The organism is Mycobacterium sp. ACS4054 (assembly GCF_001667275.1).
Taxonomy (GTDB): Bacteria; Actinomycetota; Actinomycetes; order Mycobacteriales; family Mycobacteriaceae; genus Mycobacterium.
The window spans coordinates 414337-440537 of record NZ_LZHV01000041.1 but is presented as its reverse complement, the minus strand read 5'-3'; the positions used below and the strand labels follow the sequence as shown (position 1 = coordinate 440537).

Sequence of the window (26201 nt, the reverse complement as noted above, 5' to 3'; positions counted from 1 at the left end):
GTTATGACGACGTCGGTGATCGTTGCTGGAGCGCGCACGCCGATCGGCAAGTTGATGGGTTCGCTGAAGGATTTCTCGGCGAGCGACTTGGGTGCGATCGCGATCGCCGGCGCGTTGGAGAAGGCCAACGTCCCCGCCTCGGCGGTCGAGTACGTGATCATGGGCCAGGTGTTGACCGCCGGGGCCGGCCAGATGCCCGCGCGCCAGGCGGCGGTAGCGGCCGGCATCGGCTGGGACGTTCCCGCGCTGACGATCAACAAGATGTGCCTGTCCGGTATCGACGCCATCGCGCTGGCTGACCAGCTGATCCGCGCCGGCGAATTCGACGTGGTGGTGGCCGGCGGCCAGGAGTCGATGACCAGGGCGCCACATTTGCTGATGGACAGCCGGGCGGGCTACAAGTACGGCGACGTCACGGTCCTGGACCACATGGCCTACGACGGCCTGCACGACGTCTTCACCGACCAGCCGATGGGCGCGCTGACCGAGCAGCGCAACGACCTCGACAAGTTCACCCGCGCCGAACAGGACGAGTTCGCTGCGCGGTCGCACCAGAAGGCCGCCGCGGCGTGGAAGGACGGCGTCTTCGCCGACGAGGTCGTTCCGGTCAACATCCCGCAGCGCAAGGGTGATCCGCTGCAGTTCACCGAGGACGAGGGGATTCGCGCCAACACCACCGCCGAGTCCCTGGCCGGCCTCAAACCGGCCTTCCGCAAGGACGGCACCATCACCGCCGGTTCGGCGTCGCAGATCTCCGACGGCGCGGCGGCCGTGGTGGTGATGAACAAGGCCAAGGCGGAGGAGCTGGGGCTGACCTGGCTGGTCGAGATCGGTGCGCACGGCGTCGTCGCCGGACCGGACTCCACGCTGCAGTCGCAGCCGGCCAACGCGATCAAGAAAGCGCTCAGCCGCGAGGGCATCACCGTCGACCAGCTCGACGTCGTCGAGATCAATGAGGCGTTCTCGGCGGTCGCGCTGGCCTCGACCCGCGAACTCGGTGTGGACCCCGAGCTCGTCAACGTCAACGGCGGCGCGATCGCCGTGGGCCACCCGATCGGCATGTCGGGCGCCCGGATCACCCTGCATGTGGCCCTGGAGCTGGCCCGCCGCGGCTCCGGCTACGGCGTCGCGGCGCTGTGCGGAGCGGGCGGCCAGGGCGACGCGCTGATCCTGCGGGCAAACTAAGCGGCATCCGGATCACGCTCATCGACGTTGCTGGCGTGACGCGTGCGGGAACTTTTGTGATCTTCGTCATACCCCCGCTCGCGGGGCCCTCCGGCCCGCCCGAGCGGCGCGCCACCGGGTGGAGGGGTCGGCGATTCGCATGACAAACTTGACGGCGTGACGCGTCCGCGACCCTCAATCGGCCCCGCGCTGGCCGGTGCCGTCGACTTGTCCGGTCTCAAGCAGCGGGCCCAGCAGCAACCGCCGGCCGGCGGGACCGGCGGCGCCGCACCGCCGGCCGCCGAGGGTGGCCCCGGCGTCTCGGCCATCACCGAGGCGAATTTCGAGAGCGACGTCCTGCTGCGGTCGGAGGAAGTGCCCGTCGTGGTGCTGCTGTGGTCGCCGCGCAGCGACGCGTGTGTCCAGCTGCTGGACACGCTGTCCGGCATGGCGGCGCAGGACAACGGCCAGTGGTCGCTGGCAACGGTCAACGTCGACGTGGCACCCAGGGTCGCCCAGATATTCGGCGTCGACGCCGTCCCGACCGTCGTGGCGTTGGCCGCCGGGCAGCCCATCTCGAGTTTCCAGGGCATGCAGCCGCCCGACCAATTGCGGGGCTGGCTGGATCAGATCCTATCGGCGACGGCCGGAAAGCTAAGGGGCCCAGCCGGTTCCGTGGGTGACGAGGTGGTGGACCCCGAGCTGGCGGCCGCGCGCGAACAGCTCGAGGCGGGCAACTTCGCGGGCGCCAGAGACGCCTACCAGGCGATTCTGGACGCCAACCCGGGCAGCGTCGAAGCGAAGGGCGCGATCCGGCAGATCGACTTCCTCATGCGCGCGACCGCCCATCCGCCCGACGCCCCCGCGGCGGCCGATGCGGCCCCGGGCGACATCGACGCGGCCTTGGCGGCCGCGGACGTGCAAATCCTCAATCAGGACGTGAGCGCGGCGTTCGAGCGCCTGATCACGTTGGTACGCAGCACATCCGGCGACGACCGCACGCGGGTGCGCACCCGGCTGATCGAGCTTTTCGAGCTCTTCGATCCGGCCGACCCCGAGGTCGTCGCCGGACGGCGCAACCTCGCCAACGCGCTCTACTGAGGGCCTACTCCGGTTCGAGCCACAGGGCCGAGTTGGGCGGCAACACCAGCACCGCGGACGCCGGCCGGCCGTGCCACGGGTCCTCGGTGGCGTCGACGCCGCCCATGTTGCCGATGCCCGAGCCGTTGTAGTCGGTGGCGTCGGTGTTGAGCACCTCGCGCCAGCGGCCCGCGGACGGCAGGCCGAGCCGGTAACCGCTGTGCTCGCTGCCGGCGAAGTTGAACACGCAAGCCATGACCGAGCCGTCGCTGCCATACCGCAAAAAGCTCAGCACGTTGTTGGCCGAGTCATTCGCGTCGATCCAGGAGTAGCCGTCGGGAATGGTGTCCTGGCTCCACAGCGCCGGGCGGATGCGGTAGATGGCGTTGATGTCGCGCACCATACGTAGCACACCGTTGGAGAAGCCCTGCTCGTCGAGTTGCCACCAGTCCAGGCCGCGTTCCTCGGACCATTCGGCGCGCTGGGCGAATTCCTGCCCCATGAACAGCAATTGCTTACCGGGATGCGCCCACTGGTAGGCCAGCAGGCTGCGCAGCCCGGCGGCCTTGACGTGATTGTTGCCCGGCATCCGCCCCCACAGCGTGCCCTTGCCGTGCACCACCTCGTCGTGGCTGATCGGCAGCACGTAGTTCTCGCTGAACGCGTAGAGCATCGAGAACGTCATCTCGTGGTGGTGGTAGTTGCGGTAGATCGGGTCGCGGCTGATGTAGTCGAGGGTGTCGTGCATCCAGCCCATGTTCCACTTCATCGAAAAACCCAGGCCGCCAAGGTTTGTCGGGCGTGTCACGCCCGGCCACGACGTCGACTCCTCGGCGATGGTGACGATGCCGGGGGCCGACTTGTGCACCGTGGCGTTCATCTCCTGTAGGAACTGCACGGCCTCCAGGTTTTCCCGGCCGCCGTAGATGTTGGGGGTCCAGCCGCCTTCCGGGCGCGAGTAGTCCAGGTACAGCATGGACGCCACCGCGTCCACGCGCAGGCCGTCGACGTGGTACTCCTCGAGCCAATACAGCGCGTTGGCCACCAGGAAGTTGCGCACCTCGTTGCGGCCGAAGTCGAATACGTAGGTGCCCCAATCCAATTGCTCGCCACGCTTGGGGTCGGAGTGCTCGTAGAGGGGGGTGCCGTCGAACCGGCCCAGCGCCCAGGCGTCTTTGGGGAAATGCGCCGGCACCCAGTCCACGATGACGCCGATGCCGGCGCGGTGCAGCGCGTCGACCAGCGCCCGGAACTCGTCGGGTGTGCCGAACCGCGACGTCGGCGCGAAGTACGACGTCACCTGGTAACCCCACGATCCGGCGAAGGGATGCTCGGCGACGGGAAGCAGCTCGACGTGGGTGAACCCGTGCTCCACAACGTAATTGGTCAGCTCCTCGGCCAGCTGCCGATAGTTCAGGCCGGGGCGCCACGATCCGAGGTGCACCTCGTAGGTGCTCATCGGCTCGAAGACCGGGTTGCGCTGGGCGCGCTGCTCCATCCAGTCGGCGTCCTGCCAGGTGTACTTGCTGCGCGTCACCCGCGAGGCGGTATGCGGCGGCACCTCGGTGGCGAAGGCCATCGGGTCGGCCCGATCGGTCACCACGCCGTCGGCGCCGTGCACGCGGAACTTGTACAGGCCGTCGGCGGGGAAGTCGGGCCAGAACAGCTCCCACACCCCGGAGGACCCCAGCGAGCGCATCGGGGCGTCGTTGCCCGTCCATCCGTTGAACTCACCGATCAGGCTGACGCCCTTGGCGTTCGGTGCCCACACCGCGAACGACACCCCGTTGACGACCCCGTCGGCCGTGGTGAACGAGCGGGGGTGCGCGCCAAGGACTTCCCAGAGTCGCTCATGACGGCCCTCGTTGAACAGGAAGAGGTCGACCTCGCCCAGGGTGGGCAGAAAGCGGTAGGCGTCGGCGACGACGTAGGGGTCGGAACCCTCGTATTTCACCTGCAGCCGATAGTCGATCAGGTTGGTGAACGGCAACGCCGTGGCGAACAGGCCGGATTCGATGTGCTGCAGCGGGAATTTGTCCTCGCCGACGAGCGCGACCACCTCGGCGGCGTGCGGGCGGAACGCGCGGATGACGGTGTGGTCGGCGTACTCGTGGGCGCCCAGGACGCCGTGCGGGTTGTGATGCGTGCCCGCCAGCAGGCGCGACAGGTCGGCCGGGTCCGGCGCCAGGTGCGTCTTGGCGAGTTGATCGGCTTGGCTCATGTCACAATCCCTCCGGTCCGTGTGGCGGCCTCCGGAGCAGCTTCATTCGCGACTCCTGTGGGATGAGCGGCATGTTGATCACATGCGCGACGGCCCGCGCAGGGTCGATGCGAACGTAGTTTGCTTGCCCCCATTGGAATTCTTGGCCGGTGATTTCATCGCGCACCCAAAATCGTTCGTAGGGCTCCATACCCAATGCCGCCATGTCCAAAAACAGGGTGGCTTCCTCGGCGCCATACGCGTTGAGCGTCACCACCACCAACACGCAGTCGCCCGTGGCCGGGTCGAACTTGCTGTAGGCCAGTAGCGCATCGTTGTCGACGCTGTGGAAATGGATGGTGCGTAGCTGCTGCAGCGCTGGGTGCAGCCGCCGAATCGAGTTGAGCAGCGTGATGAACGGCTCGAGCGAGCGACCCTCGGCCAGAGCGCCCGCGAAGTCACGCGGCCGCAGCTCGTACTTCTCCGAGTCCAGGTACTCCTCGCTGCCCTCACGCACCGCGCGGTGTTCGAACAGCTCGTAGCCCGAATACACGCCCCACGCCGGACCCATGGTCGCCGCCAGCACGGCGCGGATGGCGAACATTCCCGGGCCGTTGTGCTGCAGGATGGCGTGCAGGATGTCGGGGGTGTTCACGAACAGGTTCGGCCGCCGGAAATCCGCGGCGGCGGCGATGGCGTCGCCGAACTCGGTGAGTTCCTGCTTGGCCGTGCGCCAGGTGAAGTAGCTGTAGGACTGGGTGAAGCCGAGCTTGGCCAGCCCGTACTGCCGGGCCGGCGGGGTGAAGGCCTCGGAGAGGAACAGCACGTCGGGGTCGATGCCCTTGGCCTGGGCGATCAGCCACGCCCAGAAGTTCGGCGGCTTGGTGTGCGGGTTGTCCACCCGAAAGAACTTGACGCCGTGGTCCATCCAGTGCCGCACGACGCGCAGCACCTCGTCGTACAGGCCGGCCGGGTCGTTGTCGAAGTTGAGCGGGTAGATGTCCTGGTATTTCTTGGGCGGGTTTTCCGCGTAGGCGATGGTGCCGTCGGGCAATTCGGTGAACCACTCGCGATGCTCGCGCGCCCACGGATGGTCGGGCGCGCACTGCAACGCCAGATCCAGCGCCACCTCCATGCCCAGTTCGCCCGCCGCGGCCACGAACGCGTCGAAGTCCTCGATGGTGCCCAGCTCGGGATGGATGGCGTCGTGGCCGCCCTCGTCACTGCCAATTGCCCAGGGGGAGCCCACATCTGAAGGGGCGGCGGTCGGAGAGTTGTTGCGCCCCTTGCGGTGGATCTTGCCGATCGGGTGAATCGGCGGCAGGTACACGACGTCGAATCCCATTGCCGCGATGCGGGGAAGCTGGGCGGCCGCCGTGGCGAACGTGCCGTGCACGGGCTTGCCGTCCGCGTCCCACCCGCCGGTCGAGCGGGGGAACATCTCGTACCACGAGCCGAAGCGCGCCAGCGGCCGATCCACCCAGACCCCGTATTGATCGCCGCGCGTGACCAAATCGCGCAACGGATACTCGCCGAGGATGTCGTCGATCTCCGGCGCCAGGGCCAGCGCGGTGCGGGTGGTCGGGTCCCCGGGGCTTCGCAACGCCGTGGCGGCCGCCAGCAGCGGGTCGCGCCGCGCGCGCGGCACCGCGGTGGCGGCGCGCTCGAACAGCGCGGCCCCTACCAGTAGGTCGTTGGACAGTTCCGTCTCGCCCTGACCGGCTTCCAGTTTGGCGACCAGGCCGTGCCGCCAGGAGTCGATGGGGTCACCCCAGCCGTCGACCCTGAAGGTCCACAGGCCGACCCGGTCGGGCGTGAATTGCCCGTGGAAAACGTAGGGCTCGACGCCCAATGTCATCGGCAGCAGCAGCGGCTTGATCCGTTGCTGGTCCACGCCGCCGTCGACCTCGGATGCGACCTTGACGGGAGCCTGCACCGCCTTGAGTCGGCGCGTCTCGGTCACTTGCGGATAGCGCGGCCCGAGGTAGCGCACCACCAGCGTCGCCGCGACGGCCTCGTGGCCTTCCCGCCACACCGCCGCGCTGACCGGGACGGTCTCGCCGACCACCGCCTTGGCGGGATACGCGCCGCAGGAGACGACGGGTTGGACGTTATCGATCTCGACCCGACCAGGCACAACACTCCATTTCCGAATCGTCGTCGGCTGGTTCCGATTGTGTGCGGCCAAACCGCGGTGTACTCCGTCGCGGAATGCCTCTCGTCTGGCGAAACTTCCTGTCGTGGGGAACTTCCTCTGCGGGGAAGCGCCGTTGCGGCCCCAATAACTAACCGATACCCACCCTAGTGTCCGGTCACACCCTTGGCGCGAAAAGCGCTCTCCGCCGCCGTGCACCGAGCGAAATCCTCAGTAAGGTAAGGACGCGTGAAAGCCCTCCGCCGCTTTACCGTCCGAGCTCACCTTCCCGAGCGGCTGGCCGCGCTGGACCAGCTGTCGATCAACTTGCGATGGTCATGGGACAGGCCCACCCAGGACTTGTTCGCGACGGTGGACGCGGGGTTGTGGCAGCGGTGCGGCGCCGACCCGGTCGCGTTGCTGGGCGCGGTCAATCCGGCCCGCCTCGACGAGCTGGCGCTCGACGAGGCGTTCCTCGGCCGGCTCGACCAACTGGCCGCCGACCTGAACGATTACCTGAGCCGTCCGCTCTGGTATCAGCAGCAGCAGGCCGAAGGTCGGGCGATGCCGGCGGCCATCGCCTACTTCTCGATGGAGTTCGGCGTCGCCGAGGTGCTGCCCAATTACTCGGGCGGTTTGGGCATCCTCGCCGGGGACCACCTGAAGGCGGCGTCGGATTTGGGCGCGCCGCTGGTGGCGGTCGGCCTCTACTACCGGTCCGGGTATTTCCGCCAGTCGCTGACCGCGGACGGCTGGCAGAACGAGACCTACCCGTCGCTGGACCCCCAGGGGCTGCCGTTGCGGCTGCTCACCGATGCCGCCGGCGACCCCGTCCTGGTCGAACTGACGCTGCCCGACGCCGCCCAGCTGCACGCGCGGATCTGGGTGGCGCAGGTGGGACGGGTGCCGCTGCTGCTGCTCGATTCCGACGTCCCCGAGAACGAGCACGAGCTGCGCGGCATCACCGACCGGCTGTACGGCGGCGACCAAGAGCACCGGATGCGTCAGGAGCTGCTGGCCGGCATCGGCGGGGTGCGCGCGATCCGCGCGTTCACCGCCATCGAGGGCCTGCCCGCCCCCGAGGTGTTCCACATGAACGAGGGGCACGCCGGGTTCCTCGGAGCCGAACGCATCCGCGAGCTGATGACCGATGCGGGGCTCGACTTCGACACCGCGCTGGCCGTCGTGCGCTCCAGCACGGTCTTCACCACCCACACCCCGGTGCCCGCCGGCATCGACCGGTTTCCGATCGACATGGTGCGGCTCTACTTCGACGGGCATGTCGAGGAGGACGCCGGTAAGAAGACCGAGAAGGCCGGCGGGAAGAGCGCGCCCGTGTTGTTGCCGGGCGTGCCGACCGCCCGCGTTCTCGCGCTCGGCGCCGAGGACGATCCGACCAAATTCAACATGGCGCACATGGGTCTGCGGCTGGCGCAGCGGGCCAACGGCGTATCGCTGCTGCACGGCGAGGTGAGCCGGGCCATGTTCAGCGAGCTGTGGTCGGGCTTCGACGCCGACGAGGTGCCGATCGGGTCGATCACCAACGGAGTGCACGCGCGCACCTGGGCGGCTCCGCAATGGTTGCAGTTGGGGCACGAGCTGGCGGGCTCGGACTCGTTCGCCGACCCGGGTGTCTGGCTGCGCCTGAACCAGGTTGATTCGGGCCATCTTTGGTGGATCCGGTCCCAACTGCGCTCGCTGTTGGTCGAGGACGTGCGGCGGCGGCTGCGCAAATCGTGGCTGGAACGCGGCGCGTCCGACGCCGAATTGGGTTGGATCGCAAAGGCGTTCGACTCCGACGTGCTCACTATCGGCTTCGCGCGGCGGGTGCCCACGTACAAGCGGTTGACGCTGATGCTGCGCGACCCGGAGCGGCTCGAACGCCTGCTGGTCGACGAGCAGAGGCCGATTCAGCTGATCGTCGCGGGGAAGTCGCACCCGGCCGACGATGGCGGCAAGGCGTTGATCCAGCAGGTGGTGCGCTTCGCCGACCGGCCGGAGGTGCGTCATCGCATCGCGTTTCTGCCCGACTACGACATGTCAATGGCGCGGCTCCTGTACTGGGGTTGCGATGTCTGGTTGAACAACCCGCTACGGCCGCTGGAGGCGTGCGGCACGTCCGGCATGAAGAGCGCGCTCAACGGCGGGTTGAACCTGTCCATCCGCGACGGCTGGTGGGACGAGTGGTACGACGGCGAAAACGGTTGGGAGATACCGTCTGCCGACGGTGTGACGGACGAAACCCGTCGCGACGACCTGGAGGCCAGCGCCCTCTACGACCTCCTGGAACAGGCCGTGGCGCCCAAGTTCTACGAACGCGACGAACACGGGGTGCCGCCGCGCTGGATCGAGATGGTGCGGCACACCTTGCAGACGCTCGGGCCGAAGGTGCTGGCGTCGCGGATGGTGCTCGATTACGTGCAGCAGTACTACATGCCCGCGGCGCAGTCGCTGCGCAGGACCGTGGGGCCCGCCGAGGACGGCGAGGACGGCAATGAGTTCGGCGCGGCGCGCGAGGTGGCGGCCTACCGTCGGCGCGCGGAGGAGGCCTGGCCCAAGATCACCATCACCGACGTCGACAGCACCGGATTGCCGGACACCCCCGTGCTCGGCTCCAAGTTGACCCTGACGGCCACCGTCGCGCTGGACGGGCTGGCGCCCGACGAGGTCACGGTCCAGGGCCTGGTGGGTCGGGTGGACTCCAGCGACGCGCTGCTGGATCCGGTCACCGTCGAGATGTCGTACACCGGCACCGCCGAAGGGGGCAACCAGGTGTTCTCGACGACGCTGTCGTTACCGCTGGCGGGTGCGGTCGGGTACACGGTGCGCGTGCTGCCCCGTCACCCGATGCTGGCCTCCAGCGCCGAGTTGGGCCTGGTCACCCTGGCCCGCTGACCTTCGGCGGCCCCTCCGACGCGGCGCGCAGTCGCTCCAGCGCCGCGCGCACCTGCGCGGGGTCGGTGGTCTGCCAGAACGGCGGCAGCGAGGCGCACAGGTAGGCGCCGTAGCCGGCGGTGACCATCCGCGAGTCCAGCACCGCGACCACTCCGCGGTCGGTGACGCGACGCAACAGCCGGCCCGCGCCCTGGGCCAACAACAAGGCGGCGTGGCTGGCGGCGACGGCCATGAAACCGTTGCCGCCGCGCGCGGCGACCGCGCGCTGCCGGGCGCCCAGCAGCGGGTCGTCCGGCCGCGGAAACGGGATGCGATCGATGAGCACCAGGGACAGCGACGGCCCGGGAACGTCGACACCCTGCCACAGCGACAGCGTGCCGAACAGCGAGGTTTGGGGGTCGGCGCTGAACTGCTCGACCAGCGCGGAGGTGCTGTCGTCACCCTGACACAGCACCGGCGTCGACAGTCGCTGGCGCATGGCCTCGGCGGCGGCCCGCGCGGCGCGCATCGACGAGAACAGGCCCAGGGTCCGCCCGCCCGCCGCGGTGATGAGCTCGGCGATCTCGGTCAGCTGCTCGGCCGAGCCGGTGCCGTCCCGGCCCGGCGGCGGCAGGTGGGCCGCGACGTACAGGATGCCGGCCTTGGCGTGGTGGAACGGCGAACCGACGTCGACACCGCGCCAGCGCGCAGCCGGGGTGTCGGGAGCGGTCAGGCCCCACGCCGCGGCCATCGCGTCGAAGGTTCCGCCGATGGCCAGGGTCGCCGACGTCAGCACCGCGGTGGATCGGGAGAACACCCGCTCGCGCAGCAGGCCCGCGACCGACAGCGGCGCCACCCGCAGGACCGGGCGCATCGCGCCCCGGTTGTCCTCGTGATCCAGCCACACCACATCGGTGCGATCGGGGATCGCCGGGGCGAAGGAGGTGAGGACCCGCGAGGCGGTATCCGATATCTCGGCGAGCGCCGCGATCGCCTCGGCGCGTGCCGCGGCCGCTTTCGCGTCGCTGGTGGTGTCGATCGCCGAGCGCGCCGCGCCGGCGGCGTCGCGCAGCGCGGTCAGGTAGGTCGCCAGCTCGTCGTCGAGGCGGTCGATGCGGCCCGGGGTGGCGTCATGGATGGCCGCGGCGAAGTTGGCCGTCGCGACCTCCAAGCGTTGGGACAGTTCGGGATTGACCAACCGGGCGATCCGCCGCGCCGCGACGCCCAGGGCGGCCGGCGTCAATTCCGCGGTGGCCACCGACGTGACCCGGTCAACCAGCTCGTGGGCCTCGTCCACCACCAGCAGCGCGTGTTCGGGCAGCACGGCCGACTCGGAGACGGCGTCGATGGCAAGCAGCGCGTGGTTGGTCACCACGATGTCGGCCGCGCCGGCCCGGCCGCGCGCCCGTTCCGAGAAGCACTCGGTGCCGAACGGGCAGCGGGCCACGCCCAGGCATTCCCGCGCCGAAACGCTGACCTGCGACCAGGATCGATCCGGCACACCGGGTTTCAGGTCGTCGCGGTCGCCGGATTCAGTCGTCGACGCCCAGGCGGTGAGCCGTTGGACGTCGCGGCCCAGCGCGGTGGCCGCCATCGGATCGAAGAGTTCCTCCTGCGGCCGGTCGCCGGCGTCTTCCTCGGCCTCGGCGCCACCGTTGTGAATCTTGTTCAGGCACAGATAGTTTCGCCGGCCCTTGAGTAGTGCGAACTGCGGGCGGCGCGGCAGCGCGGCGGCGATCGAGTCGATCAGCCTGGGCAGGTCGCGATCGACGAGCTGGCGCTGCAGCGCGATGGTCGCCGTGGACACGACGACCGGCGAGTCGTCGTCGATGGCGCGAACGATCGCGGGCACCAGGTACGCCAGCGACTTTCCCGTGCCGGTGCCTGCCTGCACGACCAGGTGCTCACTGGTCGCGAACGCCCGCGCGACGGCGTTGGCCATCTCGAGTTGACCGCCGCGCTCACTGCCGCCCAGCCCGGCCACGGCGGCGGCCAGCAACTCGGGCACGGACACTTCGGACGTGGCTACCCTCTCTGGTGCTACCGGTGACCGGCGGGAATCTGCGTCGTCGGGATCGCGGGCTCGCCGTGCGACAGGTTCAGGCCCTCCCACGGCAGGCTGCGCAGTCCGGAAGCTACCAGCTCGCGCGCCTGCGCCACATTCGGTTTGGCGACGACGTCGCCCCCGCGGACCAGCGGGACGGTCAGCACCCGGGCCGGTTCGCCCGCGGCGGGCCGGCGGCCCGCCGGGTACACCACCTCCTCGGTGACGGTGCCCGACGGTCGCGTCAGGCGCAGCGCCTCCTTGCGGCCGCCGTGGGATTCCTTGCGGCTGCTGCGCTTTTGCACCGGTATCCCGTCCACTTCGACCAGTTTGTAGACCATGTTCGCGGTCGGCGCGCCCGAACCCGTCACGAGCGACGTGCCGACGCCGTAACTGTCCACCGGTTCGGCGCCCAGGGCCGCGATGGAGAACTCGTCGAGGTCACCGGAGACCACGATGCGGGTGCCGGTGGCGCCCAACCGGTCGAGCTGGTCGCGGACCTGGCGCGCGAGCACGCCCAGCTCACCGGAGTCGATCCGCACCGCGCCCAGCGACGTTCCGGCGGCGGCGACGGCGTTGGCCACGCCGGTCGTCACGTCGTAGGTGTCGACCAGCAACGTGGTGTCGACGCCCAGCGCGTCGACCTGGGCCCGGAACGCGGCCAGTTCGGTCTCTTCGGCCGTTTGGTCGCTCGCGTGCAGCATGGTGAACGCGTGCGCCGAGGTGCCCTGCGCGGGTATGCCGTAGCGGCGCTGGGCCTCGAGGTTGGAGGAGGCGGCGAAGCCGGCGATGTAGGCGGCACGCGCGGCGGCGACCGCGGCGTATTCGTGGGTTCGGCGCGATCCCATCTCGATCAACGGTCGGTCCCTGGCCGCACTGACCATCCGCGCCGCCGCGGAGGCCACCGCGGTGTCGTGATTGAAGATCGACAACGCGAGCGTCTCCAGCACGACGCATTCGGCGAAAGTGCCGGTCACCGACAGGACGGGGGAGCCGGGAAAGTACAGCTCGCCTTCGGCGTAACCGTCCATGTCACCGCCGAATCGGAAATCGCGTAAGTAGCGCAACGTATCTGGATCGAGGAACTGCGCCAGCACGTCGCACGCCTCCTCGTCGAACCCGAACTGCGGCAACGCCTCGAGCAACCGGCCGGTCCCGCAGACCACGCCGTAACGGCGGCCCTCGGGCAGTCGGCGGGCGAACAGTTCGAAGGTCGTCGGGCGATCGGCGGTGCCGTCTTGCAGCGCGGCCGCCAACATCGTCAACTCGTACTTGTCGGTAAGCAGCCCAGTTACGACCGCGTCGTTCATTCCATAACGGTATCGGCTGCCGTCGGGGGCTCGGAAACCTCACCTATCGCTCGGTATCGTGTAGACCATGGTTGTTATGTCAGCGCCCACTAAGCCGGGCACTACAGGACAACGCGAGTCCGCGCCGGTAGAGGTCACGGCGAGTCCGTGGGTCACCATCGTGTGGGATGACCCGGTCAACCTGATGACCTATGTGACGTACGTGTTCCAGAAGCTGTTCGGCTACAGCGAGCCGCACGCCACCAAGCTGATGCTGCAGGTGCACAACGAAGGCAAGGCGGTGGTGTCGGCCGGCAGCCGGGAGTCCATGGAAGTCGACGTGTCCAAGCTGCATGCCGCCGGATTGTGGGCGACCCTGCAGCAGGACCGGTGATCTTCGAGGGCTCCGGCGATTACCTGTGCGCAAGTGGAAGCGCGTCGAGACCGCGGACGGTCCCCGGTTCCGGTCCGCCCTGGCGTCTCACGAAGCCGCACTGCTGAAGAACCTGGCCACCGCTATGGTCGGGTTGCTCGATGAACGCGAATCCTCCTCGCCCGCAGACGAACTCGAGGAGATCACCGGCATACGGACCGGAAACAGCGACCCGCCGAAGGACCCGACCCTGCGCCGGCTGCTGCCCGATTTCTTCCATCCCGACCACGACGACCCGTCGGACCCCGAGGCCGCGAACGGCCTCAACGCCGTGCTGCGCAGCCTGCACGAGCCCGAGATCATCGAGGCCAAACGCGTTGCCGCACAACGCTTGTTGGAATCCATTCCGAACGACGGCGGCCGCTTCGAGCTGACCGAGGAGGACGCCAACGCGTGGATCGCGGCCGTCAACGACATCCGGCTGACGTTGGGCGTGATGCTCGAGGTCGGCCCGCAGGGGCCGGAGCGCCTGCCCGCCGACCACCCGCTGGCGGTGCACTTCGATGTCTATCAATGGCTGACCGTGTTGCAGGAGTACTTGGTCCTGGTGCTGATGGGCAGACCGGCCGGATGAACGCCATCACCGATGTCGGCGGCATCCGCGTCGGTCACCATCACCGACTCGACCCCGACGCGACTATGGGCGCCGGGTGGGCCTGCGGCGTCACCGTCGTGCTGACCCCGCCCGGGACCATCGGTGCCGTCGATTGCCGCGGCGGCGCCCCCGGCACCCGCGAGACCGACCTGCTCGACCCCGCCAACACCGTCCGGTACGTCGACGCGGTGCTGCTCGCCGGCGGCAGCGCCTACGGCCTGGCGGCAGCCGACGGGGTGATGCGCTGGCTGGAGGAACGCGAACGTGGCGTGGCGATGACCGGCGGGGTGGTGCCCATCGTGCCCGGCGCGGTGATCTTCGACCTGCCCGTGGGCGGCTGGGACTGTCGCCCGACGGCGGAGTTCGGGTACCGGGCCTGCGAAGCCGCCGAAGCGGCGGGCGCGCCGGACGTCGGGAGCGTCGGCGCTGGGGTGGGGGCGCGGGCCGGGGTGTTCAAGGGCGGCGTCGGGACCGCCTCGACGGCGTTGCCGTGCGGGGTGACCGTGGGCGCGCTGGTGGTGGTGAACTCCGCCGGTGACGTCGCCGACCGGGCCACCGGCCTGCCATGGATGGCGGACCTGGTGCAGGAGTTCGGGCTGCGACCGCCGCCGGCGGAGCAGATCGACGCCTTCGCGCAGTTGCCCACCGCGGCGGGCCCGCTGCAGAACCCGCTCAACACCGTGATCGCCGTGGTGGCCACCGACGCGGCGCTCAGCGCGGCCGCGTGCCGGCGCGTCGCCGTCGCCGCCCAGGACGGGCTGGCCCGCGCCGTCCGCCCGGCGCACACCCCGTTTGACGGCGACACGGTGTTCGCGTTGGCGACCGGGGCGGTGGAGGTCCCGCCGCCGCCCGATGCGCCCGCCTCGTTCTCGCCGGAGATGCGGCTGGCCGCGGAGGTGGGCGCCGCCGCGGCCGACTGCCTGGCGCGTGCGGTGCTGGTCGGCGTGCTCGCCGCGGAGTCGGTGGCGGGGATACCCACCTACCGCGACGTGCTGCCCGGGGCGTTTTCCCGATGATGAGTTCGCCGGCGCCGGTAACCTGCAGCTATGGCTAAGACCACCCCGACGGGACGATCGGGCCCATCCGGGGCGCGGGCGAAGCGGCCCCCGTGGATGGTGGGCGGGGCCACGATCCTCACCTTCGTCGCGCTGCTCTACCTCATCGAGCTGATCGACCAGCTGACCCGGCATTCGCTGGACGCGAACGGCATCAGGCCGCTCGAGGCCGACGGGCTGTGGGGGATCGTCTTCGCCCCGGTGTTGCACGCCAATTGGCAGCACCTGATCGCCAATACGATTCCGCTGCTGGTGCTGGGTTTTCTGATGACGCTGGCCGGGCTGAGCCGGTTCGTCTGGGCCACCGCGATCGTGTGGATCCTGGGCGGCTTCGGCACATGGCTGATCGGCGACGTCGGCAGCTCCTGCGGGCCCACCGATCACATCGGCGCCTCCGGCCTGATCTTCGGCTGGCTGGCCTTCTTGCTGGTGTTCGGGATCTTCGTCCGGCGGTTCACCGACATCGTGATCGGGCTGGTGGTGCTGTTCGCTTACGGCGGCGTGCTGCTGGGCGCCATGCCGGTGCTGGGCAGGTGCGGGGGCGTGTCGTGGCAGGGGCACCTGTGCGGCGCGATCGCCGGCGTCATCGCCGCCTACTGGTTGTCCGCGCCGGAACGCAAGGCGCGTGCGAAGAGAAAGGGCGGCGCCGCCACGCCGCGCCCCAGCGCATGAGCTCGCCGTTGGCGCCCGTCGGGATCTTCGACTCCGGCGTCGGGGGACTGACCGTCGCGCGGGCGATCATCGACCAACTCCCCGACGAGGACATCGTCTACGTCGGTGACACCGGCAACGGCCCGTACGGTCCGCTCACCATTCCGGAGGTGCGCGCGCACGCGCTGGCCATCGGCGACGACCTGGTCGGGCGCGGCGTCAAGGCGTTGGTGATCGCGTGCAACACGGCGTCGGCCGCCTGCCTGCGCGACGCCCGCGAGCGTTACGACGTACCCGTCGTCGAGGTGATCCTGCCGGCCGTGCGCCGCGCGGTCGCCACGACGCGCAACGGCCGGATCGGGGTCATCGGCACGCAGGCGACCATCAACTCGCACGCGTATCAGGACGCGTTCGCGGCGGCCCGCGATACCGAGATCACCGCCGTGGCCTGCCCGCGCTTCGTCGACTTCGTCGAGCGGGGCGTGACGAGCGGCCGTCAGGTGCTCGGGCTGGCCGAGGGATACCTCGAACCGCTGCAGCGCGCCCAGGTCGACACGCTGGTGCTCGGGTGCACGCACTACCCGCTGCTGTCGGGGCTGATCCAACTGGCGATGGGGGAGCACGTGACCCTCGTGTCGAGCGCCGAGGAAACCGCCAAGGAGGTGCTGCGGGTGCTCACCGAGCGCGACCTGCTGCGACCGCATGACGCGCCGCCCGCGACCCGGGTCTTCGAGGCGACTGGCGACCCCGACGCATTCACCCGATTGGCGGCCCGATTTCTGGGTCCCGCGGTCACCGGCGTGCAACCCGTTCACCACGTGCGGATCGACTAGCGCTGATGGTGCCGACCCGCTTCACCCGGCTTCGCCGCGCTTGCGATCGCCGCGCGCTGATGGTGCCGACCCGCTTCACCCGGCTTCGCCGCGCTTGCGATCGCCACGCGCCGATGGCGAGATTCTCATCACATGAATGCGGCGATGTTTTCGTCACGGTCCCATCGGGCATGGCACAGTAGTGTCCGTGCGAATAACCGTGCTCGGCTGCTCGGGCAGCGTGGTGGGGCCGGATTCGCCCGCGTCGGGATATCTGCTCCGGGCACCGGACACTCCGCCGATGGTCATCGACTTCGGCGGCGGTGTGCTCGGCGCGCTCCAGCGCTATGCCGATCCCGCCTCCGTGCACGTGCTGTTGTCACATCTGCATGCCGACCACTGTCTGGATCTTCCCGGTTTGTTCGTGTGGCGCCGGTACCACCCGTCGCGCCCGGACGGCAAGGCGTTGTTGTACGGCCCCGGCGACACCTGGTCCCGCCTGGGCGCGGCGTCGTCGCCCTACGGCGGTGAAATCGACGACTGCTCAGACATTTTCGACGTTCGGCATTGGGTCGACGGCGAGCCGGTCACGTTCGGGTCGCTCACCGTGACGCCGCGGGTGGTGGCCCACCCGACGGAGTCCTACGGCATGCGGATCACCGATGCCACCGGCGCCTCGTTCGTCTACAGCGGCGACACCGGCGTCTGCGACCAGCTCGTCGAGCTGGCCCGCGACGCCGACGTCTTCCTCTGCGAAGCCTCCTGGACCCACTCGCCGGACCGCCCGCCCGCCCTGCACCTGTCGGGTACCGAGGCCGGGAGGATCGCGACGCAGGCCGGCGTCCGCGAGCTGCTGCTGACGCACATCCCGCCGTGGACCTCGCGCGAGGACGTGATCACCGAGGCCAAGGCGGAGTTCGACGGACCCGTGCATGCGGTGGTGTGCGGCGAAACGTTCGATATCCGCCGCTCTGAAAGGGTCTGAGCGTCCCGCGTTAGGGTTGCGTCGTGACCAGACGAGAAGACGGCCGCCTTGACGACGAGCTTCGCCCGGTAGTCATCACCCGCGGTTTCACCGACCATCCGGCGGGATCGGTGCTGATCGAATTCGGCCACACCAAGGTCATGTGCACCGCCAGCGTCACCGAGGGGGTGCCGCGCTGGCGCAAGGGATCCGGTCTGGGTTGGCTGACCGCGGAGTACGCGATGCTGCCATCGGCCACCCACTCGCGCTCCGACCGCGAATCCGTGAAGGGGCGGTTGTCCGGGCGCACCCAGGAGATCAGCCGGCTGATCGGCCGGTCGCTGCGGGCCTGCATCGACCTTAGGGCGTTGGGGGAAAACACGATCGCCGTCGACTGCGACGTGTTGCAGGCGGACGGCGGCACCCGCACCGCCGCCATCACCGGCGCCTTCGTGGCGCTGTCCGACGCCGTGACCTACCTGGCCGCGGCGGGCAAGCTGTCCGACCCGCGGCCGTTGTCGTGCGCCATCGCGGCGGTCAGCGTCGGGGTGGTCGACGGCAGGATCCGGGTGGACCTGCCCTACGAGGAAGACGCGCGCGCCGAGGTCGACATGAACGTCGTCGCCACCGACACCGGGACCCTTGTCGAGGTTCAGGGCACCGGTGAGGGGGCGACGTTCCCGCGGTCGACGCTGGACAAGCTGCTCGACGTGGCGCTGGCCGCCTGCGACAAGTTGTTCGCCGCCCAGCGTGAGGCGCTGGCCCAGCCGTATCCGGGCGAGCTGCCCGAGGGGGCGCCGCCGCCGAAGGCGTTCGGCAGCTGACGCGCGTATTGGTCGCCAGCCGCAACCCCAAGAAGCTGGCCGAATTGCGCCGGGTGCTCGACGCCGCCGGCCTGACGGGGCTGACGTTGCTGTCCTTGCGGGACGTGCCCCCCTTCGACGAGGCGCCTGAAACGGGCGCGACCTTCGAGGACAACGCGCTGGCCAAGGCGCGGGACGCGTTCGCCGCGACCGGGCTTGCCGCGGTGGCCGACGATTCCGGTCTTCAGGTGGCCGCGTTGAACGGGATGCCCGGCGTGCTCTCGGCGCGCTGGTCGGGCAACCACGGCGACGACGCCGCCAACACCGCGCTGCTGCTGGCGCAGTTGCGCGACGTCCCCGACGAACGGCGCGGCGCCGCGTTCGTGTCCGCCTGCGCCCTGGCCGGGCCGACCGGCGAGGTCGTCGTCCGCGGCGAGTGGCCCGGCAGCATCGCGCGGGCACCGCGCGGCGACGGCGGCTTCGGTTATGACCCGGTCTTCGTCCCGGACGGGTCCGCGCGCACCGCCGCGGAACTCAGCCCCGAGGAGAAGGACGCGGTCTCCCATCGCGGGCGCGCCCTCGCGCTGTTGGTGCCGGCGCTGCGCGAGTTGGGTTAGGGCGAGTGTGAAGCCAGCCGCACGTTCGGCCCCGAGTTTGCAGCTAGCCTCACGCTCGAGCCTTAAAGCCCGAAGCGGGTCTTGACGTCCCGGGTCTGGAGTTGCTCGACGATGATGCCGACCAGCGGGATGGTCCCGGCGAGCAGCACACCGATCGTCTTGGCAATCGGCCACCGCACCTTGACCGCCAGATTGAACGCGGCCAACACGTAGATGAAGTAGACCCAGCCGTGCACCACCTCGATCCAGCGGATCTCGTGGTGCATGACGATGTGCGAGACGATCTCGTAGCACAGCGCGATCAGCCAGAGGCCCGTCGTCCACGCCATGATTCGGTAGGCGAGCAGGGCCGTGCGAATCTTCTCGACGGGGAATGCGGACGCCGGCGCTCCGGGCGGCTCGGGTGTGGTCATGCGGTGGTCCTGTTCTGTTTTTCGGTGTCGTGTTTGGCCAGCTCGGCCAGGTAGGCGTTGTACTCCGCGAGCGCCGGGTCGTCGGGCGGCTGCGGCGTCGGCTTGGGGCGCTCGGGAAGCAAACCGGCGGGTAGCTCGGTTTGAGCTTCCCGGCGGGGCTCGGGCGGCATCTCTTCGTAGCGGACGTATTTGCGGTACGCGTACACGCAGAACCACGCGAACAGCGGCCATTGCAACGCGTAGCCGAGGTTCTGGAACGTGCCCGAGACCGACTGGAACCTGGTCCACTGCCACCAGCCCAGCGCCAGGCATCCGCACGCCGCGACGATCACCAAGGCGATCAGCGCGGGCCTGCGACGGCGGGTGGTGGACACCCCATGAACGTACCGCTCACGACTTGGGGCCGACGAATTCGTCGAGGCGCGCCGCGGACGGGTCCGGTCGCGAACTGAGCGGTACGATCGGCACGCTGCGGGCGTGATGAAATTGGCAAACATGCCGGCTTTAGGTGCCGGTGCTCGTGAGAGCTTGAGGGTTCGAGTCCCTCCGCCCGCACCACCAGTTCCGCAATGACATTTTTGGCGAATCTCACGCGCGCGACCGCGGCTCTGCTTACGCTCCCATCGAAGAATTGGGCCGCGTCACCAAATCACGAACTTCATCCGAACACGGGCTTTGGCGACATGTTTCCGCCCAACGTGCATTGTGGCGGCATCGCCATAAGCACGTCGGTGTGGCATCACCGGACCAGTGGTCACCCTCAGGGAGACGACATATGACAACAGAAGTCAAGGTCGGCGATTCTCCGGACAGCGACAAACAGCCGCCTGAGCCCGCGGGGACCCGGATGCCAAGCCTTAGCCTCGACAACATATTGAAGTTGACCGCTCTCGCGGGTGCCGTCGTATACGGCGCCCTTTTCACGGGGTATCGAGCGTTCTACAGAGCGGTCGGTTTGAACCCGGAAGAAGTGGGGATAAACAACACTTTCATTCTGGTTCGTAGCGTTGGATTTTCGATTATCACCGCGCTGGTGGCGATAGCCTGGTTCGGCGCCACGAAAATGGTTCGCGAATTCAGGGCCAGGCACTCGGAGTCCAGGCTAGCCCGTTGGGCCACCTCCTACGGATGGAACATTGCGGCCGGATTCGTCTTCAGCTTTTTCGTCACATCCCTGGCATCGCCGGCGTGGTCTGGGAGCGTGATAATCGCCGTATGGGTATCGGTGTTCATCCTTTCCGTTGTTCTGGGATTCATCGCCCAGCGGTCGTCAGAAGATCAGCGCACGATCGTTGGAGCCATTCTCGCGGTCACGGTCGCGATCATGTTGCCCACGACTGCGATATACAACAAAGCCGTGCGTTCGGCCAACAGCATTCTTGCCGGGCATAAAGTCAAACCCCTGACGGTTTTCAACATCCCTATCCTCGATGTGTCGAGCGATGCTGTGCATGCGACCTGGATCTGTCCCGAAGCGCAGAAGCCGCCCTTATTCAAGGAGGCCAAGGATTCCACAATTACCGGAATGCTGATCGGCGAAAGCGGAACCAGTTACATCATTCGGGTTTGGAAACATCCCGTAACAGGACCTGGCATCGTGAGAATGCCGCAGAATTGTGCGATGGTGACCCGACTCGGCAACTAACCGGCCCCGCTTGAGGGCGTGTCAGCAGGTGCTACAGGCGCGCGATCGCAAGCCGGGGTCACACCACCAGTTCTCCTTCGCCAGGCGTTAAACCCTCGCTGCGGGGTACCTGCATCTGCACGGGACACAAGGAGACGCCATGGACACCAGAGACCAGCCGGGCGAGAAAGCCTTCAGCGCAAAAGACGTGGAGCGCGCCGAACACAGGGTCACGGAGGCTCGCGCACGCGCCGCGCACGCGGGGCTGGCGGCGGCCCGCAGCTTGGAGGAGTCGGCCCGTAAGCACGACCAAATGGCACGGATGCAGGACCGGACCGTCGAGCTCGGTGTTTCCCACGTGGGCGCCCACCGCGAGTCGGCGGTCAAGCATCGGGAAGCGGCGGTCGAGGACCGCAAGCTGGCCCAACTGAAGCGCGAGGAGTCCGAGGCCGAGTTGGCCCTCGGGGCCGAGGGCTAGGCGTCCAGGAAGCGGGCGCGAACGTGCGGCGGCGGCAACGGACACGTGTCGTACTTGCCGAAGACGCGATAGCGGATGCCGGCGAACTTGTCGTAGAGCCAGTCGCGCACCGGAGCCGGAATGATGCGGGCCGTTCCGAACAGCTTCCACGGCCCGCCGAGGTAATCCACCACGCGCAATGCGGCGGCGGATCGGACGGCTAGCCGTTCGCCGGGCTGGCCCGGCTCATCGACGAACACCACGGAGTCGACGCCGTCCATGGCCGGGTGCCGAGCGAAGACCGCGCGGGCGTAGTCGCTGTCCAGGGCCGCGAAGCGCAGGGTGCCAGCGCGGTCGAACCGAAGTACCGTGCGCACCGCCGCGTTGCACACGCCGCAGACGCCGTCGTAGAGCAACACCGGCGGAGCCGATTCACCGCTCACACCACCAGGCTACCGAGCCGGCTCCGACAACCCGGGTTTGACCTTTGGTAAGGCAACCCTTAGTTTGTGGCGGTAGCGTATTCGGCGAGGGGGTCCGCCCGCCCGTTCGCTGACGCCGCGGAGCTGAGCGCCGCGAGAAAGGACCGGTGATGGCACGCGGACTCTCCGGCGTGATGTTGCGAAGCTTCGGCGCCCGCGACCACACCGCAACCGTGATTGAAACCGTCCAGATCGCACCGCATTTCGTGCGGGTGCGGATGACGTCGCCGACTTTGTTCGAAGACGTGGACGCCGAACCCGCGGCGTGGCTGCGGTTCTGGTTCCCGGACCCGGACGGATCCAACACCGAATTCCAGCGCGCCTACACGATTTCCGAGGCCGACGTCCCCGAGGGGCGCTTCGCCGTCGACATCGTGCTGCACGAACCCGCGGGCCCGGCGTCGAAATGGGCGCGCACCGCGCAACCCGGCGCCAACATCGCCGTCATGGCGCTGATGGGCTCGTCGCGCTTCGACGCGCCCGACGAACAACCGGCCGGCTACCTGCTGATCGGGGACTCCGCGTCGATCCCGGGCATGAACGGCATCATCGGGGTCGTCCCCGACGACGTGCCGATCGAGATGTATCTCGAGCAACACGACGACCATGACGTCCTGATACCAATCACCCAGCACCCCCGGCTGCGCGTGCACTGGGTGGCCCGCCATGACGAGAAATCCCTTGCCGCGGCGATCGATAGCCGGGACTGGTCCAACTGGTACGCGTGGGCAACGCCCGAGGCCACCGTGCTCAAGCACGTGCGAACGCGGCTGCGCGACGAATTCGGCTTCCCCAAGTCCGAGGTACACGCCCAGGCCTATTGGAGCGCCGGACGGGCGATGGGCACCCGCCGCGGCGACGAGCCCGAACCCAATCATATTGCACCCGAACGCGTTTCATCACCGGCGGTGCCCGGCCCGGCGCCCGCCCCCGCGGCGCGCGGCAGCTGGCGAGCCCAGGGTGCCGGCCGATTGCTCGCGCCGCTGCGCTCGGCGCTGATCCTGTCCGGGGTCCTGCAGGCCGTCATAACGCTGGTGCAGCTCGCGCCGTTCGTGCTCCTGGTCGAGTTGGCCCGCCTGCTGGTTTCCGGGGCGCCGGCCCCACGACTTTGGGACGTCGGGATTGCGGCGGTCGCGCTGCTGGGAACCGGCACCGTGCTCGGGGCGGCGCTCACGCTGTGGCTGCACGTCGTCGACGCGCGGTTCGCCGCAGACCTGCGTTCCCGCTTGCTGCGCAAGCTATCTCGGCTGCCGCTGGGCTGGTTCACCGCGCGCGGGTCCGGTTCGATCAAGCAGTTGTTGCACGACGACACGCTGTCGCTGCACTATCTGGTCACCCACGCGATCCCCGACGCGGTCGCGGCGATCATCGCGCCGGTGGCCGTGCTGGCCTACCTGTTCGCCGTCGACTGGCGGGTGGCGCTCGTGTTGTTCCTGCCCGTCCTGGTGTACCTGGTGCTGACGTCTTCGCTCACCATCCAGTCCGGCCCGCGCATCCCGCAATCGCAGCGCTGGGCGGAAAAGATGAACGGCGAGGCCGGCGCCTACCTGGAGGGCCAACCGGTGATCCGCGTCTTCGGCGGCGCGGCCGCATCCAGCTTCCGGCGCCAACTGGACTCCTACATCGAATTCCTCGTCTCCTGGCAGCGGCCGCTGGCGGGCAAGAAGACGCTGATGGATTTGGTCACCCGGCCCTCGACCTTCCTGTGGCTGATCGTGCTCACCGGCACCCTGCTGACCGTGAGCGGCCGAATGGATCCGGTCAACCTTTTGCCATTCCTGTTGCTGGGCACCACTTTCGGGGCCCGGCTGCTGGGGATCGCCTACGGGGTGGGTGGCATCAGCGCCGGCATGCTGGCCGCGCGGCGCCTGCAGAACGCCCTCGACGAGCCCGAACTCGCCGTCTCGGGGAGCGACCAGTCCGGCGATCCGTCGGCGACCGTGGAGTTCGACGACGTCAGCTTCGGCTACCGCCCGGGCGTCCCGGTGATCCAGAACGTGTCGTTGGCGCTGCGGCCCGGCACCGTCACCGCCCTCGTCGGCCCGTCGGGCTCCGGGAAGTCGACACTGGCCGCCCTGCTGGCCCGGTTCCACGACGTCGAGCGGGGCTCGATACGCGTTGGGGGCCGCGACATCCGGTCGATGACCGCCGACGAGCTCTACGCGAACGTCGGGTTCGTCCTGCAGGAGACGCAACTGGTGCACGGCACCGTCGCCGACAACATCGCGCTGGCCGTGCCCGATGCCAGCGCTACCCAGATTCAGGAGGCGGCGCGCCAAGCGCAAATCCACGACCGCATCATGCGACTGCCGGACGGCTACGACACCGTGCTGGGCGCGGGGAGCGGCTTGTCCGGTGGGGAACGGCAACGGCTTACGATCGCCCGTGCGATCCTGGCGGACACGCCGGTGCTCATTCTCGACGAGGCCACCGCGTTCGCCGACCCGGAATCGGAATACCTTGTGCAGCAGGCGCTCAACCGGCTGACGCGGGATCGCACCGTGCTGGTGATCGCCCACCGATTGCACACCATCACCGGCGCCGACCAGATCGTCGTGCTCGACCACGGCCGGATCGCCGAACGCGGCACGCACGAGGAGTTGTTGGCCGCCGACGGCCGCTACCGACGGCTCTGGGAGGGCGGCCGACGAGACCCGGTCGCGGCCAGCCCGGCTCGGGAGGGGGCACGATGATCCGCACGTGGCTGGGCCTGGTGCCGGCGGATCGCCGCGCCAAGGTCAGCGCCTACACCGTGCTCGCGCTGCTCTCCGTGGTGGTCCGCGCGGCGGCCGCGGTGCTGCTGGTGCCATTGGTGGGGGCGCTGTTCGGCGACGCCCCGCACCGCGCGCTGGGGTGGCTGGGCTGGCTCACCGCCGCCACCGTGCTCGGATGGGTGATCGACACCGCGACGGCGCGCATCGGCTTCGACCTCGGGTTCGCCGTGCTCGATCACAGCCAGCACGACGTGGCGGACCGGTTGCCTTCGGTGCGGCTGGACTGGTTCACCGCCGAGCACACCGCGACGGCACGCCAGGCGATCGCCGCGACCGGTCCCGAACTGGTCGGCCTCGTCGTCAACCTGCTGACGCCGCTGACCTCCGCCGTCCTGCTGCCCGCCGCCATCGGGCTGGCGTTGCTTCCAATCTCGTGGCAGCTCGGCTTGGCCGCGCTAGGCGGGGTGCCGCTGCTGCTGGGTGCGTTGTGGGCGTCGGCGCGACTGGCGCGGGGCGCCGCCGCCGCGGCCGACGAAGCCAACAGCGCGCTCACCGAACGGATCATCGAATTCGCGCGCACCCAGCAGGCGTTGCGGGCCGCCCGGCGGGTCGAGCCGGCGCGCAGCCTGGTCGGCGACGCGCTGGCCGCGCAGCGCGGGGCGACCATGCGGTTGCTGTCCATGCAGGTTCCGGGCCAGCTGTTGTTCAGCCTGGCCAGCCAGCTGTCGCTCATCCTGCTGGCGGGGGCGACCGCGGCGCTGACCATCGACAAGACGGTCACCGTGCCCGAGGCCATCGCCTTGATCGTCGTCATCGTGCGCTACCTGGAGCCGTTCACCACGATCAGCGAGCTGGCGCCGGCCCTGGAGAGCACCCGCGCCACGCTCGGCCAAATCCGGTCGGTTCTCGCGGCGCCGGTGCTGAACGCCGGGTCCGCCGGGCTGCCCGCCGCGACGGCGCCAAGGATCGAATTCGACGACGTCACGTTCGGCTACGACGGCGCGACCGCCCCGGTGCTGGACGGGGTGAGTTTCACGTTGGCGCCGGGCAGCACGACGGCGATCGTCGGACCGTCCGGATCGGGCAAGAGCACCATCCTGGCGCTGATCGCCGGGCTGCACGAGCCGACCCGCGGCCGGGTCCTGATCGACGGTGTCGACGGGGCGACGCTGGACGCCGAATCGCGGCGGGCGGCCAGCAGCGTGGTGTTCCAGCACCCGTATCTGTTCCACGGGTCGATCCGGGACAACGTGTTCGCCGGGCACCCCGGCGCCGGCGAAGAGCAGTTCACGCGGGCCATGGCGCTGGCCCGCGTCGACGAACTCATCGGCCGGCTGCCCGACGGCGCCGACACGATCGTCGGCGAAGCGGGCTCCGCGCTGTCGGGCGGCGAACGCCAACGGGTCAGCATCGCCCGGGCGCTGCTCAAACCGGCGCCGACGCTGTTGGTCGACGAGGCCACCAGCGCCCTGGACACCGAAAACGAGGCGGCGGTGGTCGACGCGCTCACGCTCGACCCGCGGTCGCGCACCCAGGTGATCGTCGCGCACCGGTTGGCCAGCATCAGCCACGCCGACCGGGTCCTGTTCCTCGATGGCGGTCGAGTGGTCGAGGACGGAACGGTCGACGAATTGCTTGCGGCGGGTGGGCGTTTCGACGAGTTCTGGCGGCAGCAGCACGAGGCCGCCGAATGGCGGATCCTTTCCGACTAGGTCGCCGTATTGACCGCGGCGCTTGCGGTATGCCTTACAGTTTGTCAGTCAGGCAAGGCGGTCCGGGTACAGGAGGCGTGCTGT

At 69.1% G+C, this 26201-nt stretch carries 22 protein-coding genes and 1 tRNA gene; 16 read left to right on the top strand and 7 right to left on the bottom strand.

The features are described from left to right. Positions 1-3: 3 nt before the first annotated feature. Together A5730_RS10900 and A5730_RS10895 are read left to right on the top strand one after the other, a co-directional pair. Complete coding sequence (locus tag A5730_RS10900) at positions 4-1185, top strand: acetyl-CoA C-acetyltransferase (RefSeq protein ID WP_067899392.1); 1182 nt, start codon at positions 4-6, stop codon at positions 1183-1185. Positions 1186-1341: 156 nt separating this feature from the next. Beyond that, positions 1342-2265, top strand: coding sequence for a tetratricopeptide repeat protein (locus tag A5730_RS10895; protein ID WP_067899388.1), 924 nt, complete (start codon positions 1342-1344; stop codon positions 2263-2265). A gap of 4 nt (positions 2266-2269) precedes the next feature. Here A5730_RS10895 and glgB read toward each other — a convergent pair whose 3' ends face one another. Beyond that, positions 2270-4465: a 1,4-alpha-glucan branching protein GlgB gene (gene glgB / locus A5730_RS10890; RefSeq protein ID WP_067899385.1), complete on the bottom strand. Its 2196-nt coding sequence runs from the start codon at positions 4463-4465 to the stop codon at positions 2270-2272. A 1-nt stretch (position 4466) separates the two neighbouring features. Next, on the bottom strand, positions 4467-6581 hold the full coding sequence (locus tag A5730_RS10885; protein ID WP_067899382.1) for an alpha-1,4-glucan--maltose-1-phosphate maltosyltransferase: 2115 nt from the start codon (positions 6579-6581) through the stop codon (positions 4467-4469). A 246-nt stretch (positions 6582-6827) separates the two neighbouring features. Here A5730_RS10885 and glgP point away from each other — a divergent pair, with 246 nt between their 5' ends. Next, entirely contained in the window at positions 6828-9473 is a 2646-nt protein-coding gene (gene glgP, locus A5730_RS10880) for an alpha-glucan family phosphorylase (RefSeq protein WP_067899381.1), read from the top strand. Here glgP and A5730_RS10875 read toward each other — a convergent pair. Together A5730_RS10875 and A5730_RS10870 are read right to left on the bottom strand one after the other, a co-directional pair. Beyond that, positions 9457-11466: an ATP-dependent DNA helicase gene (locus tag A5730_RS10875; protein WP_156745757.1), complete on the bottom strand. Its 2010-nt coding sequence runs from the start codon at positions 11464-11466 to the stop codon at positions 9457-9459. The genes glgP and A5730_RS10875 overlap by 17 nt on opposite strands. Before the next feature lie 26 nt (positions 11467-11492). After that, positions 11493-12806 carry a nicotinate phosphoribosyltransferase gene (locus A5730_RS10870; RefSeq protein ID WP_067899378.1) on the bottom strand — a complete coding sequence of 438 codons (1314 nt, stop codon included), beginning with the start codon at positions 12804-12806 and terminating at the stop codon, positions 11493-11495. 67 nt (positions 12807-12873) lie between these two features. Between A5730_RS10870 and clpS the strand changes: the two genes are divergently transcribed. From clpS to rdgB, 8 genes are all read left to right on the top strand, one after another. After that, the gene (clpS, locus tag A5730_RS10865; protein WP_055404466.1) at positions 12874-13179 is read left to right on the top strand and encodes an ATP-dependent Clp protease adapter ClpS; all 306 of its coding nucleotides are present in this window, start codon (positions 12874-12876) and stop codon (positions 13177-13179) included. Positions 13180-13204: 25 nt separating this feature from the next. Next, on the top strand, positions 13205-13792 hold the full coding sequence (locus A5730_RS10860; protein ID WP_067899375.1) for a DUF2017 domain-containing protein: 588 nt from the start codon (positions 13205-13207) through the stop codon (positions 13790-13792). Continuing rightward, positions 13789-14829, top strand: a complete 1041-nt coding sequence (locus tag A5730_RS10855) for a P1 family peptidase (RefSeq protein ID WP_067899372.1) — start codon at positions 13789-13791, stop codon at positions 14827-14829. The genes A5730_RS10860 and A5730_RS10855 overlap by 4 nt, the downstream gene beginning before the upstream one ends. A gap of 30 nt (positions 14830-14859) precedes the next feature. Beyond that, positions 14860-15540: a rhomboid family intramembrane serine protease gene (locus A5730_RS10850; protein WP_067899369.1), complete on the top strand. Its 681-nt coding sequence runs from the start codon at positions 14860-14862 to the stop codon at positions 15538-15540. After that, entirely contained in the window at positions 15537-16352 is an 816-nt protein-coding gene (murI, locus tag A5730_RS10845) for a glutamate racemase (protein ID WP_067899367.1), read from the top strand. The genes A5730_RS10850 and murI overlap by 4 nt, the downstream gene beginning before the upstream one ends. A gap of 181 nt (positions 16353-16533) precedes the next feature. Further along, positions 16534-17316, top strand: coding sequence for a cyclic nucleotide-degrading phosphodiesterase (locus A5730_RS10840; protein WP_067899365.1), 783 nt, complete (start codon positions 16534-16536; stop codon positions 17314-17316). A 23-nt stretch (positions 17317-17339) separates the two neighbouring features. After that, complete coding sequence (rph, locus tag A5730_RS10835; RefSeq protein WP_067899362.1) at positions 17340-18119, top strand: ribonuclease PH; 780 nt, start codon at positions 17340-17342, stop codon at positions 18117-18119. Continuing rightward, positions 18116-18715 (top strand): RdgB/HAM1 family non-canonical purine NTP pyrophosphatase, encoded by a 600-nt coding sequence (rdgB, locus tag A5730_RS10830; RefSeq protein WP_067899358.1) that lies wholly within the window; start codon positions 18116-18118, stop codon positions 18713-18715. Before rph ends, rdgB begins: the two co-directional genes overlap by 4 nt. A 62-nt stretch (positions 18716-18777) precedes the next feature. Here the strand turns inward: rdgB and A5730_RS10825 are convergent, their stop codons facing one another. After that, a complete protein-coding gene (locus A5730_RS10825) occupies positions 18778-19128 on the bottom strand; it encodes a DUF3817 domain-containing protein (RefSeq protein WP_067899354.1) in 351 nt (116 codons plus the stop codon). Beyond that, positions 19125-19502 (bottom strand): hypothetical protein, encoded by a 378-nt coding sequence (locus A5730_RS10820; RefSeq protein ID WP_067824011.1) that lies wholly within the window; start codon positions 19500-19502, stop codon positions 19125-19127. The genes A5730_RS10825 and A5730_RS10820 overlap by 4 nt, the downstream gene beginning before the upstream one ends. A gap of 97 nt (positions 19503-19599) precedes the next feature. Between A5730_RS10820 and A5730_RS10815 the strand changes: the two genes are divergently transcribed. The 3 genes from A5730_RS10815 (at position 19600) to A5730_RS10805 (ending at position 21230) form a co-directional block, all read left to right on the top strand. After that, positions 19600-19686, top strand: a tRNA-Leu gene (locus A5730_RS10815). A gap of 217 nt (positions 19687-19903) precedes the next feature. Continuing rightward, entirely contained in the window at positions 19904-20773 is an 870-nt protein-coding gene (locus A5730_RS10810) for a hypothetical protein (protein WP_067899353.1), read from the top strand. A gap of 139 nt (positions 20774-20912) precedes the next feature. Then, complete coding sequence (locus A5730_RS10805) at positions 20913-21230, top strand: hypothetical protein (protein ID WP_067899351.1); 318 nt, start codon at positions 20913-20915, stop codon at positions 21228-21230. Here A5730_RS10805 and A5730_RS10800 read toward each other — a convergent pair. Further along, positions 21227-21652, bottom strand: a complete 426-nt coding sequence (locus tag A5730_RS10800; RefSeq protein WP_067899348.1) for a thiol-disulfide oxidoreductase DCC family protein — start codon at positions 21650-21652, stop codon at positions 21227-21229. The genes A5730_RS10805 and A5730_RS10800 overlap by 4 nt on opposite strands. Positions 21653-21801: 149 nt before the next feature. Between A5730_RS10800 and A5730_RS10795 the strand changes: the two genes are divergently transcribed. Then, positions 21802-24384: an ABC transporter ATP-binding protein/permease gene (locus tag A5730_RS10795; RefSeq protein WP_067899345.1), complete on the top strand. Its 2583-nt coding sequence runs from the start codon at positions 21802-21804 to the stop codon at positions 24382-24384. Then, positions 24381-26117, top strand: a complete 1737-nt coding sequence (locus A5730_RS10790; protein WP_067899342.1) for an ABC transporter ATP-binding protein — start codon at positions 24381-24383, stop codon at positions 26115-26117. Before A5730_RS10795 ends, A5730_RS10790 begins: the two co-directional genes overlap by 4 nt. The last annotated feature ends 84 nt before the right edge of the window (positions 26118-26201 follow it).